Raw genomic sequence first — 12,232 nt, 5'->3', positions numbered from 1 at the left:
GCTCACTTCACCTTCAGAACGATCTTGCCGATATGGCCCGAGCTTTCCATGCGGGCATGGGCCTCGGCGGCCTCGTCCAGCGTAAAGGTCGAGTCCATCACCGGCGCGATGCGGCCCGCGTCCAGCAAGGGCCAGACATGTTCGGCCAGTTGCGCGGCGATCTCGGCCTTGGCGGCGTCCGATTGCGGGCGCAGGGTCGATCCGGTGATCGTCAGGCGCTTGACCATGACGAGCGCGAAATTCAGTGCGACCTTCGGCCCTTGCAGGAACGCGATCTGCACGAGGCGTCCATCCTCGGCCAGCGTCTTGACGTTGCGCGGCAGGTAGTCGCCACCCACCATGTCGAGGATCAGGTTCGCGCCGCCCTCGGCCTTCAACACCTCGACGAAATCCTCGTCGCGGTAGTTGATCGCGCGTTCGGCCCCCAGCTTGGTGCAGGCGGCGCATTTCTCGTCCGAGCCAGCGGTCGCGAAGACCCGTGCGCCGAAATGACTGGCCAGTTGGATCGCCGTCGTCCCGATGCCGGAGGAGCCGCCGTGGACAAGGAACCGTTCGCCCGCCTTGAGGCCGCCGCGCATGAAGACGTTGGACCAGACGGTGAAAAAGGTTTCGCACAGCGCCGCCGCCTCGGCCATGCCCATGCCTTCGGGCACCGGCAGGGCGTGATCCTGATGCGTCACGACATATTCGGCATAGCCGCCCCCCGGCAGCAGGGCGCAGACGGCATCGCCCACCTTCCAGCGAGTCACGTCAGGGCCGACGGCGGCGATGCGGCCAGACGCTTCCAAGCCCGGCAAATCGGACGCCCCCGGCGGCGGGGCATATTGGCCCGCGCGTTGCAAGGCGTCGGGGCGGTTGACCCCCGCATGGTCCACCTCGATCAGGATCTGGCCGGCCTGCGGCACCGGGATGGGGCGCGTGCAGGGCTTCAGCACCTCGGGGCCGCCGGCTTCGGTGATTTCGATCGCGCGCATCATGTCGGTCATGTCTGGCCCCTCGCCGTTATCCGTTCCCCCTTTGATGGACGGTGGCGGGCGCGCATGCAATCCCGGCGGGGCGAGATCAACCGACGCGCCATGACATGAGACCGCCCGGCCAAGACCTGACCGGGCGTCTGAATGCAACGACGGGTGGGTTGGGTCAGCTTTCCCGCGCGTCGGGGGCGGTCCAGCTGCCGGGCATGTCGCGGGGCGCCATGCGGCTGGGCGCCTTGATCTGCGACGCAAGCCATTCGGGCCCGGCGAGGAACGGCTTGAGCAGCTTGTTCTCACGCACCTTCTTTTTCATCGTCTCGATCTGCATGACTTCGTCGATGCGGCGGTCAATGAAGGACCAGGTGGCGGAATGATCGACCGACTGGTCGCCCAGCCAGTAGAGAACCGTCGCGGAGTAAACCCCCGAGAGCGTTGCGCGCTTGGTGTACCAGTTCAGATCATCCGAGGAATCGCCAAGCGCGGTCCAGATCGCATCGGCGGTGTCCCAAAGCGCCTTGGCCCCGTCCGCGGCGTGCATCGGCAAGGCAAAGAGCGTCACACCCCGGCGCACGGTTTCCTTGTCGGCCTCGACCAGTTCAAGGCGCAGACGGATGGCATAGGCGACGCGGTCGCGAAAGCGCATGGCCGACAGGTCAGCCGCTTTCAGCGCCTTGACCATCGCGGCGTCGCCCCGCCGATGAAAGGCCAGTGCAAGATCCACCGCGCCGCGCGGAAACAGCGCTTCGGCCTCGGCCTTGTCCACACCGGCATCGGACACGGCGGCGCGGAAACTGGCCTCGGACCAGCCGTCGAAAGGCACGTGCATCAGCGCGGCATCGAGAATTCGGTCGACGGTTTCACTATTCGTGGCGGGCATGACGGGAACCTCTGCGCTGGGACATACGTTTGCTAGACAAGATAGGAGCGCTTTGCTATAGGGCCACCTCCTGCTTCAACATTCAACTTCAACTTAGAAAGGTGGTGACACCACGATGCAGGTCAGTGTTCGCGACAACAATGTCGATCAGGCACTCCGCGCCCTGAAGAAGAAACTTCAGCGCGAGGGCGTTTTTCGTGAAATGAAGCTCAAGCAGCATTACGAAAAGCCGTCGGAGAAGAAAGCACGCGAGAAGGCCGAGGCCATCCGCCGTGCCCGCAAGCTGGCGCGTAAAAAGGCCCAGCGCGAAGGTCTCCTCTGAGGCGATCGACAAGCGAGCCTGTGACGGGTTTTATCCCGTCAGGACAAAGTATAACCCCCGCGGCAAGGCCCCGGGGGTTTTTCATTTTTCAAGCTATGAAGCGCGGTGCGACGCTTACTCGGAGCCTTCCGCGATCTCGCGTGCCTGTTCCAGCCGGGCCGCTTGCGCGGCCTGTGCCTGCAACAGCTCCAGGTTGTCGTCGGAATCGTCATCCACGACGATCGATTCACGCACACCCGGGAGCAGCGCGAAATCGGCCATCAGGCGGGTCGGATACCAGCGGCGGCTGATCGATTCGAACCCCGGTGTCTGAGACAGGATCTCGGAGGTCGCATAGGCGCAGCGGGCCGAGCCGACCTGACCGTAAGCCTCGACCGCGTCGATGAGGTATGCGGCGATCTCGGGCGACACGTCGATTTCCTGCACATAGACATCGACCGTCTCGCGGGCGTGATAGTCCATGTAGAAATCGTAAAGCTGCGGCGTCATTCCATAGAGGACATCATTCCGCTCGGGCACGACGGGGTGATACCACGTGCCCGCCGGGTCGAAGAGCACGCGCTCGCTGGGGCCGTCGATCAGCAAGGCGGTGTGTCCACTGCGACCGGTGTCGTTATACACCATCGTCAGCAGCGTGACCGACGGGTTTCCCGGCGGCACGTATCGCGATTGGCTAACGAATTCCTCGGATGCGTAAACGCCCTCGTTCGCGGGCGCCTCGCACCCGGCAAGAGACGCGACCAAGGCCGAAGCAAGAATGAAACTGGATAAACGGCGCATGGTCTTCTCTCGGATCAGCGGGCGAAAATTGCCAGGAACACGACGATGAGTATCGCCACGATAGCGATGTTCACCGACATTTTCATGAAACCGGCGAAAGTCTTTTCCTGTTCGGTGATGTCCATCTCACCGCGCTTGTAGTCGTTGTCAGCCATATCTTTCTCCTCCCAAGGGCGGGATCCTGTTGCGCTTGTGGTTCGAATTACCGGATTCGAGCAGGCCTGTCAGCCCTGATGCGCCCGTGGTGCGGCGCCTTGCATCAGGATGTGAGGTGCCAAAGCCACGCCCCATCCGCGCGACGCTCGCGGCGCACCTCGCCCTGCGCCTGCAGGTGATTGAGATGGCCCACCGCCTCGACCAGTGCGAGGCCGTAGGTGCCTGCGTCGATCTTGCGTTTGAAAAGGGGCGGAAAACACTCGGCCGCCGTGCGCGGCGCCTCGGCCAGATGGTCGCGCAGGCGGCACAGCGCGCCGTGGTGATTGTCGATCAACTGCCGCATCCGGTCGGGAAGGCCGGTGAAGGGTAGCTTGTGGCCCGGCAACACCAGTTGATCGTCGGTCGCGTGGGGGGCCAGTGCCTCGCACGCAGCCATCCAGTCGCCCACCGGGTCGGCCTCGGGCTCTGTCGCGTAGACGCCGAGATTGGGCGAGATGGACGGCAAAAGCTGGTCGCCGCCGATCACCAGGGTCCCATCGGTAGACCAGAGCGTGGCGTGATCGGGCGCATGGCCCTGACCGAAGCGGATGATCCAGTCACGCCCGCCGAAGGCGAGGGTGTCCCCCTCGCGCAATTGCGTGAAGCCGAGCGGCATCGGGTAGACGATATCGGCGAAATTAAAGGGGCGTTCATTGCGTCGCTGTTCAAGGATCTGTGCATCCATCCCGGCGCCTTCCCAGAACGCGATCTGTTCCGGCGTCGCGCGGTCCTGTTCGTCAAGCGTCAGCATCCGGGCAAACAGCCACGCGGTGCGCGTGGTCAGAAGCTCTGCCCCTTGCTCCTGGAACCAGCCGGCAAGGCCCACGTGGTCGGGATGATGATGGGTCACAAGGACACGGGTGATCGGCGCGCCCTTGAGCGGGCCGGACAGCGCCGCCTGCCACCCGTCGCGGGTTTTCCGCGTGTTCAACCCGGTATCGACGATGGCCCAGCCCCCGTCCTCGCGAAAGGCGAAGACGTTGACATGGTCGAGGGCCATCGGCAGCGGAATGCGTAGCCAGAGAACCCCCTCGGCCAGTTCGATCGCCTCGCCCGGTTCGGGCGGGGTGTCCTGCGGGTACCGGATCACGCGACGAGGTCTTCTGCCGACAGGGCATAGAGGTCCGCGGCGCCCAGCCCTGCCTCGGCCAAAAGGCCCGGAACGGCGGCCATCTGGCGCGCCATGAAGCTTTGCGCCAGCCGCGTGCGCGACCCCTCCCCCTCGGCCAACGCTGCGCGCAAGTGATACAGGCCGCCCAGGGTCAGGGCGAAGGCATGCTGATAGGGCACGGCACCCGCGAACCTGTCGTTGAGGTCGAGCGCAACCATGCGCTCGGTCGCGGCGCGCAACTCGGCGGCGGTGGCGGCAAGGAGCTCTCCGCGCGCGCCGGCGGCTTTCGCCTCGGCCTCGATCTCGTCGATCAAGGCAAAGGCAGCAGCCCCGCCATCCATCATCTTGCGGCCCGTCAGGTCCATGGCCTGGATGCCGTTGGTCCCCTCGTAGATCGCGGCCACGCGTCCGTCGCGGTAGAATTGCGCCGCGCCCGTCTCCTCGATGAAGCCCATGCCGCCGTGCACCTGGATACCGGTATCGGCAACGGAAATGCCCGTGTCGGTGCCATAGGCCTTGCAGATCGGGGTCAGGAACGCGGCGCGGGCGGCCATCGCCCTGTCGCCGGTGGCATTGGCAAGGTCGATAGAAACCGCAAGGTCAAGCGCCAGGGCGCGCACGGCGAAGGTTTCGGCTTTCATCCCCGTCAGCATCCGCCGCACATCGGCGTGGTCGAGAATGGTGCCGGTGCCGTTCTCGATGGGCGAGCGCCCCTGCACGCGGTCGGCAGCATAGGCCAGCGCGTGCTGAGTGGCCGCCTCGGCGATCGAAAGCCCGTGGACCCCCACACCAAGCCGCGCGTTGTTCATCATGGTGAACATGGCCGCGATCCCGCCATGCGGCTCACCCACCAGCCAGCCGGTCGCGCCATCATACTGCATGACGCAGGTCGGGCTGCCATGCAGGCCCAGCTTGTGTTCGAGGCTGACCACCTTCAGCGAATTGGCCACGCCGGGGGTGCCATCGGCCTCGGGGATACGCTTGGGCACAAGGAACAGGCTGATGCCCTTTGTGCCCGGCTTTCCATCGGGCAGGCGTGCAAGGACAAGGTGGCAGACATTCTCGGTGAAATCGTTGTCACCCCAGGAGATGTAGATCTTCTGCCCGGTGATCGCGTAGGTGCCGTCGCCGTTAGGCTCCGCCTTGGTCTTGAGCGCCCCCACGTCGGACCCGGCCTGCGGCTCGGTCAGGTTCATGGTGCCGCACCATTCGCCCGAGGTCAGCTTGGGCAGATACAGCGCCTTGATCTCGTCGCTGGCGTGATGTTCCAGCGCCTCGATCTGGCCTTGGGTCATGAGGGGGTTCAGTTCCAAAGACAGGCAGGCCGAGCCCATCATCTCGTTCACCGCTGTCGCCACCGTCTGCGGCAGGCCAAGGCCGCCATAGGCCGGGTCAGCGGTGATCGCGGCAAACCCTGCCTCGGCAATGGCGCGGTAGCCGTCGGCAAAACCGGGCGACGTGCGCACGACACCGTTTTCCAGCTTGGCGGGGTGCAGATCGCCGGCGCGGTTGAGGGGCGCCAGAACCTCTTCGCAGATGCGGCCAGCTTCGGTCAGCAGGGCCGAGACGGTCTCGGGCGTGGCATCGGCAAAGCGCTCGGTCTCGGTCACGCGGGAATAGCCGACCACGTGATCGAGACAGAATGTGATTTCGGGCACAGGGGCGCGATAGGGCATGGTTCGTGATCCTCCCTCACGAAGTCATCGGTCATTCGGACGCGGGCAGCCTTTGCAGAGGCGTCTGTTTCGCGCTATCTGCCCCCGTCCCTTGGCTCGAGGTAGGGGGCGCAAGACCACCCTTTCAACCAATACGTTACGTCACGGATGAGCGCCAAGACCCCCACAAGATTGGAGCCTGACGAACCCGGCATCGCCGAGGCCGCGCGCCTTTTGCGCGAGGGCGGGCTGGTCGCCTTGCCGACCGAGACGGTCTATGGCCTCGCCGCAGATGCACGGAATGACCATGCGGTGGCGCGGATCTACGAGGCGAAGGGCCGGCCCAGTTTCAACCCGTTGATCGTGCATCTGCCGGATTTGGCGGCCGTCGAACAGATCGCCGAGTTGCCGGGCGCCGCGCGGGACCTTGCGGCCGCGTTCTGGCCGGGGCCGATGACGCTGGTCCTGCCGCTGCGCGAGGGGGCGGGCTTGTCCCCCCTTGTGACGGCGGGATTGCCCACAGTGGCTCTGCGCCTGCCCGCGCATCCAGCGATGCGTGCGGTTCTTGACGCCTTTGGCGGGCCGGTGGCCGCGCCCTCGGCCAATCCCTCGGGGCGGATCAGCGCAACTCGGGCCGAGCATGTGATCGCGGGGCTGGGCAACCGGGTCGACGCGGTGCTGGATGCCGGTCCCTGCGCCGTCGGGGTGGAATCGACCATCCTCGCCCCCGGCGAGACCGGCCTGCGCCTGCTGCGCGAAGGCGGCTTGACCCGCGAGGACGTGGAGGCCGTCGCGGGACCGGTGACCGAGGATGTCACGCCGGGCAAGGTCGAGGCCCCGGGCCAGTTGTCGAGCCACTACGCGCCGGGTGTTCCGGTCAGGTTGGGGGGCAACGCCGAGGCCGGAGAGGTCAGCATCGGGTTCGGCCCCAGCACGGCCGATCTGAACCTGTCGGCAACCGGCGACCTTGTCGAAGCGGCGGCGCGGCTTTTCGACATCCTGCACGAGGCGGATGCGCTGGCCACGGCGCGCGGGGCCGGGGCGATCCGTGTCGCCGATGTACCGGACGAAGGGCTGGGGCGTGCGATCAATGACCGTCTGCGCCGCGCGGCAGCGCCACGGGACTAGCACGAGAGGTCACGCGTGACCGGCCTCGGAGGACAGCATCAGCGGATGGACCCCGAGGCTTTGCAACGCGGCCTCCCATTTGCGGTCGATCGCCGTTGAGAAGATCAGGTCGGGCGTCGCCTCGGCCGTCAACCAACCGTTATCGGCGATCTCGGCTTCCAACTGGCCCGGCCCCCAGCCGGAATATCCCAAGGCCATGAGCGCCTTGAGCGGGCCGCGCCGATGCGCGATATCTTCAAGGATATCGACCGTCGCCGTCATGGCGAAGCGGTGATCCACGACCAGGCTTTCGTTCTTGGCCGAATGATAATCGGAGGTGTGCAGGACGAACCCGCGCCGCATCTCGACCGGGCCACCGAAACAGACCGGCATGTCGGGCGCCCCACCCGGCGGAACGATCTCGAGCTGTTCGAGCATCTCGGCAAAGGTCACCTCGGCCATGCGCTTGTTGACGATCAGACCCATCGCCCCCTCGGGGGAATGGCTGCACATGAAGACGACGCTGCCCGCAAACCGCGGGTCGCCCATGCCGGGCATGGCGATCAGGACCTTGCCGGTCAGATCCTCGGGAACGAGGGCGGGCGTGTTCAAAGGTTCCATATGCAGAGGATGGGGGTGTTGCAGATTCCATTCAAGCGTCGAGGCTTTCGCCAAAACGTGACTTTCCATTTCAGGCGCAACTACCTAGCTCAGGTGTCATGAAAAGATACATCGCCCCCCTTCTTGCCTCGGTCGCCGTTCTCGCCGGCGCCACGCTTGCGCCCCGGCCCGCCGGTGCCGAATTTCTTGGCCGATCCGCGGATGACGTGGTGCAGGTCACGCTGCTGGAGGGGTGGCGGATGGAAGACGGTCGTCACATGGCCGGCATTCGCATCGACCTCGCGCCCGGATGGAAAACCTACTGGCGCGCACCGGGCGAAGGCGGCGTGCCGACCGAATTGCGCCTGACCGAGGCGGACGGGATCACCGGCATGGCGATTCACTGGCCGCGCCCCGAGGTGTTCTTTTCCAACGGCATGCGGTCGATCGGCTATCGCGACGATGTTGTTCTGCCAGTCGAATTCGCGATCGCGGGCGACGGGCCGCACCGGATCGAAGGGCGGCTGGAGTTCGGGGTCTGCCTCGACGTGTGCATGCCTGTGTCGCTGGAGATCGCGGGCCAGTTCGAGGCCGACACCGCGCGCGACCCGATGATCGGCGCGGCCCTGTCCGACCGTCCGCTCACCGCTGGTGAGGCTGGCGCGGGCGCGGTGCGCTGTGATGTGGTGCCGATCTCGGACGGGCTGCGCGTGACGGTGACCGCCCCGCTGCAAGCCACCGGCAATGACGAGACGATGGTCGTGGAACACGCGGACCGGTCCATCTGGGTGTCCGAGGCCGTCACGCAGCGCGAGGGTGGAACCGTCACGGGCGTGGCAGACATCGTGCCCCCCGATCACGGACCCTTCGCGCTGAACCGCTCGGACCTGAGGATCACGGTCATCGGCAGCCGCATGGCGGTCGATCTGGGCGGCTGCACCAGCTAAGCTGCTTCAGGCAGATACCGGTTTGCGCGAGGCGAGCCGGTGCGCAATCGCCGCGCCGATCCACGCCAGAAGGCAAAGCAGCGCCACACCGCCAAGGAAGACCGCCAGCGGCATCATCAACGCCCCCTCGGCGGCCAGACCGGCCAACGGTCCAGCCATCCTGCCGGTGACGATTACCGCCCCCATCGTCGCTGTGAACCAGCCCAGCATCGTCGCAGCCAGCGCCGCCGTGGACAGCGCCAGCAAAGGGCGGCGCGACCCCGCCCCCAAGGCCCGGCGCAGGGCGGTGACCTGCTTGCCCACATCCTGCTGCATCGCAAGGATGGCAGGGACGACCAGCAGCACGATCACCATCCCGAAGCTGAGGCCATAGACCAGCGTGATGACCGTGGGCTTGAGGAATTGCGCGTCCCGCGACGTTTCGTAAAGCAGCGGCGCCAAGCCCAGAACGGTGGTCAGGGTGGTCAGCATCACGGGCCGCAAACGGTCGCAGGCACCGTCGATGATCGCGGGAATCAGGCCCCGTTCCTGGGCGTATTCGTCGACCGTCGTCACCAGCACGATCGAGTCGTTGATGATGATCCCTGTCATGCCAATCAGGCCCACCACGGTGAACATGCTCAGGGGCACATCCCAGTCCAGATGGCCATAGATCGTCCCGACAAGGCCGAAGGGAATGATCGCCATGACGACAAGGGGCCGCGTCCAGCTTGCAAAGATCCAGGCCAGGACAAGGTAAATCCCCACCAGACACAGGATGAAGCCCGTCAGAGCATCGCCAAGGAAATCACGTTCCTGCTCGGCCAGGCCGGACAGTTGCGTGGACACGCCATAATTTTCCTCGACCTCGGGAATGATGACGGTTTCCAACTCGTCCATGATTTCTTCGGCGCGCGCCGGGTCATCCTCGGACAGATCGCCGGTGACCGAGATCAGGCGGATGCCGTTTTCCCGCTGGATGGTCGAAAAGCCCTGCCGCGCGGTAACCGTCACGATATCGGCCAGTGGCACGTATTGCCCCGACGCAGCGCGCAACAGGACGCGGTCGAGGAAATCGGCCGTCAACTCGCCCTCGGGCAATTCCACGCGGATCGCGGCGGTGCGCGGCCCATCGGGATAGGTCGCCGCCTCGATCCCGCCGAGGCGATTGCGCATGACGCGACCCAATTCGCCGATCTCGAAGCCAAGCGCCTCACCCTGCGGGGTCAGTTCGAGGCTCAGTTCCTCGCGGTCATAGGCCATCGAGTCTTCCAGTGCCGAGACCTCGGGATAGATCACAAGTCGTGCCTGCACCGCCTCGGCCGCCTGTTTCAGCGTGGCGGTGTCGGCCCCGAAGATCTGCACGTCGATGGCATCGCCCCCCGGACCGCCGCGCCAACCCCGGAAACTGACGGTTTCGGTCTGGGGCAGTTGGCGCACCTCGTCCTGCAGGTCGGCGACAAACTGGAAGGCGGAGTAAGGGCGGAAATCGGCATCGATCAACTCGATCGCGATGGAGCCGAGAAGATCGGTATCCTTGTTCTCGACCCCCGAAAGGCCACCGCCGGTATTCCCGCCCACCTCGGACAGGACGTAAAGCAGCGGGTTGCGCCCGTATTCTTCTTCGTAGCGGGCGGCCACGGCCTCGGTCGCGCGCTGCATCTCGCGCATCATGGCCATGCTGTCTTCGCGCGTCGCACCATCGAGCATGGCGAAATTGCCGGAAACGGACGACAGTTCCGGTGCGTTGAAGAACCGCCAGGTCACGTCACCGCGCAGAAAGTGCCCCACCTGCGTCGCAAGGACAAGGAAGGTCGCCGCCAGAATCGGGTAACGCGCCCAGACGACGAAACGCATCAGCGGGCGGAAAAGCGTTTCGCGCAGCCACTCGAACCCCGTGTTGATCATCCGGCTGACGCTGTCGATGCCATTTTGCGACATGGCAATGATCGCGCGCTGCTTGCGGGCCTTGGGCAAGAGCGCGAAGCCCCCCCACAGCAGGATGAACCCAAGCGCGGCAGCAAGCCCGAAGAACCCTGCGCCAATCCCGGCAGGCAGGCCGGATGCGGCGGTCTCCAACACGCCGAACCGGGCCAGAACCATCGCGCCGACCAACAGGGCGAACCCGGTCAGCACCATCGTCGTCAGGGTCAGCGCCAAAGCTGCCATGCCCACGCGGAACCGCGAAAACCCGGTGACCTGCCGTTCCTTGAGGGCGTGGGACATATGGTTCGGCAGGATCAGGAAGCATTCGACCAAACTGGCGATCAGGACAACGATCACGGTGAAGGGAATATCCGCGATCATGTCGCCGAAACGGCCGCCAATGGCGGTGAGCGCCGCAAAGGCCAGAACGGTGGTCACGGTCGCGGAAAAGACCGGCGCAGCCATGCGCCGCGCCGCGTTTTCGGCCGCGGTGACCGGGTCTTCGCCAAGCGTTCGCCTGCGGTAATCGGCGTGCTCGCCCACGACGATGGCGTCATCCACGACGATGCCCAGGGTGATGATCAGTGCAAAGAGCGAGATCATGTTGATCGTCAGGCCCGCCACCCACATCAGGGCGATCGCCGCCGTCAGGGCCACCGGGATACCGGCGGCCACCCACAGGGCAGTCCGGGTATTCAGAAACAGGAACAGCAGCCCAACGACCAGCGCAAGCCCGGTGCCCGCATTGTCGAGAAGCGTGTTGAGGCGACCCGAGATCGCCTCGGCCCGCGTGCGGATCAGGTCGATCTCGGTGCCTGCGGGCAGCGTCGCCTCCAGTTCTGCCGCGACATCTTCGACAAGGTGCTGGATGGCAATCGCATCGCCGTCCTCGGAGCGGTCCACGCGAATTGAAATCGCCGGGTTGTCCCCGACGAAATAGGCCCGTTCGCGGTTCACACCGCCCACCTCGATCCGGGCCACATCCCCAATGGTCAAAGACGACCCATCGTCGTTGATCCGCAAGGTCAGGTTGGCGATCTGCTCGGCCGTGCGAGAGGCGGTGCCGGTGCGAATACGCGCATTGGCGCTATCCACATCTCCAGCGGGCGAGGTGTCGGCGGCGGCAGCGATCACGGTCGCAATCTCGGACATCGAGATGTCGTACTGGATCAGGGAGGAGGACGGCACCTCGACCACGGTCTCGGGCGCGGCGACGCCCCGGATGGTCGTGGCCGTCACGCCGACATCGAAAAGGCGGACGACGAATTCATCGGCAAAGCGGCCCAACTGCTCGGGCGCGACGGGGCCGGTGATGACCACATCGGTCACACGGTCCCACCACTGCCCACGGCGCAGGTCCGGCTCATCCGCGTCATCGGGCAGGTCGGTGATCCCGTCGAGCGCGGCCTGAACCTCGTCGGCGGCGCGGGACATGTCCCAGCCGGGCTCGAACTCCAACGCCATCGAGGCACGCCCTTCGGACGACCGCGACTCCGATCCGACGACGCCGGGCACGGCAAGCAGAACGGGTTCCAGAACCGCGACGATCCCCTCGTCCACGTCCTCGGCGCCCGCGCCGTCCCAAGTCACGACGATGTCGATTTCGTCCGAGACAATGTCCGGAAAGAACTGCGCGCGCATCTGCGGGATGGCGGCAAGGCCCGCGACCAGCAAGAGAACGAGAAGAAGGTTCGCCGCCGTCCGATGGCGCGTGAAATAGCTGAGAATGCCCGAGGCCTTGGGGGGGAGTTGGCGCATC

Annotated in this window: 10 protein-coding genes and 1 pseudogene; 3 read left to right on the top strand and 8 right to left on the bottom strand. The window is 65.5% G+C overall.

Annotated features, from left to right (window positions below):
- Window positions 1–2 precede the first annotated feature (2 nt).
- Together KUV65_RS14780 and KUV65_RS14775 are read right to left on the bottom strand one after the other, a co-directional pair.
- Window positions 3–986, bottom strand: a complete 984-nt coding sequence (locus KUV65_RS14780; RefSeq protein ID WP_261331821.1) for an NAD(P)H-quinone oxidoreductase — start codon at window positions 984–986, stop codon at window positions 3–5.
- Between the two features lie 154 nt (window positions 987–1,140).
- A complete protein-coding gene (locus tag KUV65_RS14775) occupies window positions 1,141–1,851 on the bottom strand; it encodes a COQ9 family protein (protein ID WP_222191498.1) in 711 nt (236 codons plus the stop codon).
- 115 nt (window positions 1,852–1,966) lie between these two features.
- Here KUV65_RS14775 and rpsU point away from each other — a divergent pair.
- Window positions 1,967–2,170 (top strand): annotated as a pseudogene (gene rpsU, locus KUV65_RS14770) (30S ribosomal protein S21); the annotation flags it as partial.
- Window positions 2,171–2,287: 117 nt separating this feature from the next.
- Here rpsU and KUV65_RS14765 read toward each other — a convergent pair.
- From KUV65_RS14765 to KUV65_RS14750, 4 genes are all read right to left on the bottom strand, one after another.
- The gene (locus tag KUV65_RS14765; protein WP_222191497.1) at window positions 2,288–2,953 is read right to left on the bottom strand and encodes a hypothetical protein; all 666 of its coding nucleotides are present in this window, start codon (window positions 2,951–2,953) and stop codon (window positions 2,288–2,290) included.
- Window positions 2,954–2,967: 14 nt separating this feature from the next.
- The gene (locus KUV65_RS14760) at window positions 2,968–3,108 is read right to left on the bottom strand and encodes an aa3-type cytochrome c oxidase subunit IV (RefSeq protein ID WP_222191496.1); all 141 of its coding nucleotides are present in this window, start codon (window positions 3,106–3,108) and stop codon (window positions 2,968–2,970) included.
- A gap of 104 nt (window positions 3,109–3,212) precedes the next feature.
- The gene (locus KUV65_RS14755) at window positions 3,213–4,238 is read right to left on the bottom strand and encodes an MBL fold metallo-hydrolase (protein WP_222191495.1); all 1,026 of its coding nucleotides are present in this window, start codon (window positions 4,236–4,238) and stop codon (window positions 3,213–3,215) included.
- A complete protein-coding gene (locus tag KUV65_RS14750) occupies window positions 4,235–5,935 on the bottom strand; it encodes an acyl-CoA dehydrogenase (protein WP_222191494.1) in 1,701 nt (566 codons plus the stop codon). Before KUV65_RS14750 ends, KUV65_RS14755 begins: the two co-directional genes overlap by 4 nt.
- A 147-nt stretch (window positions 5,936–6,082) precedes the next feature.
- On the opposite strand from KUV65_RS14750, the gene KUV65_RS14745 reads away from it, so the two are divergent.
- On the top strand, window positions 6,083–7,042 hold the full coding sequence (locus tag KUV65_RS14745; protein WP_222191493.1) for an L-threonylcarbamoyladenylate synthase: 960 nt from the start codon (window positions 6,083–6,085) through the stop codon (window positions 7,040–7,042).
- 9 nt (window positions 7,043–7,051) lie between these two features.
- Here KUV65_RS14745 and KUV65_RS14740 read toward each other — a convergent pair whose 3' ends face one another.
- Window positions 7,052–7,642, bottom strand: a complete 591-nt coding sequence (locus tag KUV65_RS14740; RefSeq protein WP_222191492.1) for a YqgE/AlgH family protein — start codon at window positions 7,640–7,642, stop codon at window positions 7,052–7,054.
- Window positions 7,643–7,740: 98 nt separating this feature from the next.
- Here KUV65_RS14740 and KUV65_RS14735 point away from each other — a divergent pair, with 98 nt between their 5' ends.
- Window positions 7,741–8,568, top strand: a complete 828-nt coding sequence (locus KUV65_RS14735) for a protein-disulfide reductase DsbD domain-containing protein (RefSeq protein WP_222191491.1) — start codon at window positions 7,741–7,743, stop codon at window positions 8,566–8,568.
- Between the two features lie 6 nt (window positions 8,569–8,574).
- Here the strand turns inward: KUV65_RS14735 and KUV65_RS14730 are convergent, their stop codons facing one another.
- A complete protein-coding gene (locus KUV65_RS14730) occupies window positions 8,575–12,231 on the bottom strand; it encodes an efflux RND transporter permease subunit (protein ID WP_222191490.1) in 3,657 nt (1,218 codons plus the stop codon).
- Window position 12,232: the final 1 nt, after the last annotated feature.

The organism is Maritalea mobilis (genome assembly GCF_019800885.1).
GTDB lineage: Bacteria > Pseudomonadota > Alphaproteobacteria > Rhodobacterales > Rhodobacteraceae > Roseibacterium > Roseibacterium beibuensis.
Note: the sequence above shows the minus strand (reverse complement) of the source record. Positions and strands in the feature narration are given on the sequence as shown.

Coding starts and splice junctions, on each gene's coding strand:
- KUV65_RS14780 (WP_261331821.1), bottom strand. CDS start 986: ATGACCGACATGATGCGCGCGATCGAAATCACCGAAGCCGGCGGCCCC.
- KUV65_RS14775 (WP_222191498.1), bottom strand. CDS start 1,851: ATGCCCGCCACGAATAGTGAAACCGTCGACCGAATTCTCGATGCCGCG.
- KUV65_RS14765 (WP_222191497.1), bottom strand. CDS start 2,953: ATGCGCCGTTTATCCAGTTTCATTCTTGCTTCGGCCTTGGTCGCGTCT.
- KUV65_RS14760 (WP_222191496.1), bottom strand. CDS start 3,108: ATGGCTGACAACGACTACAAGCGCGGTGAGATGGACATCACCGAACAG.
- KUV65_RS14750 (WP_222191494.1), bottom strand. CDS start 5,935: ATGCCCTATCGCGCCCCTGTGCCCGAAATCACATTCTGTCTCGATCAC.
- KUV65_RS14745 (WP_222191493.1), top strand. CDS start 6,083: ATGAGCGCCAAGACCCCCACAAGATTGGAGCCTGACGAACCCGGCATC.
- KUV65_RS14740 (WP_222191492.1), bottom strand. CDS start 7,642: ATGGAACCTTTGAACACGCCCGCCCTCGTTCCCGAGGATCTGACCGGC.
- KUV65_RS14735 (WP_222191491.1), top strand. CDS start 7,741: ATGAAAAGATACATCGCCCCCCTTCTTGCCTCGGTCGCCGTTCTCGCC.
- KUV65_RS14730 (WP_222191490.1), bottom strand. CDS start 12,231: ATGCGCCAACTCCCCCCCAAGGCCTCGGGCATTCTCAGCTATTTCACG.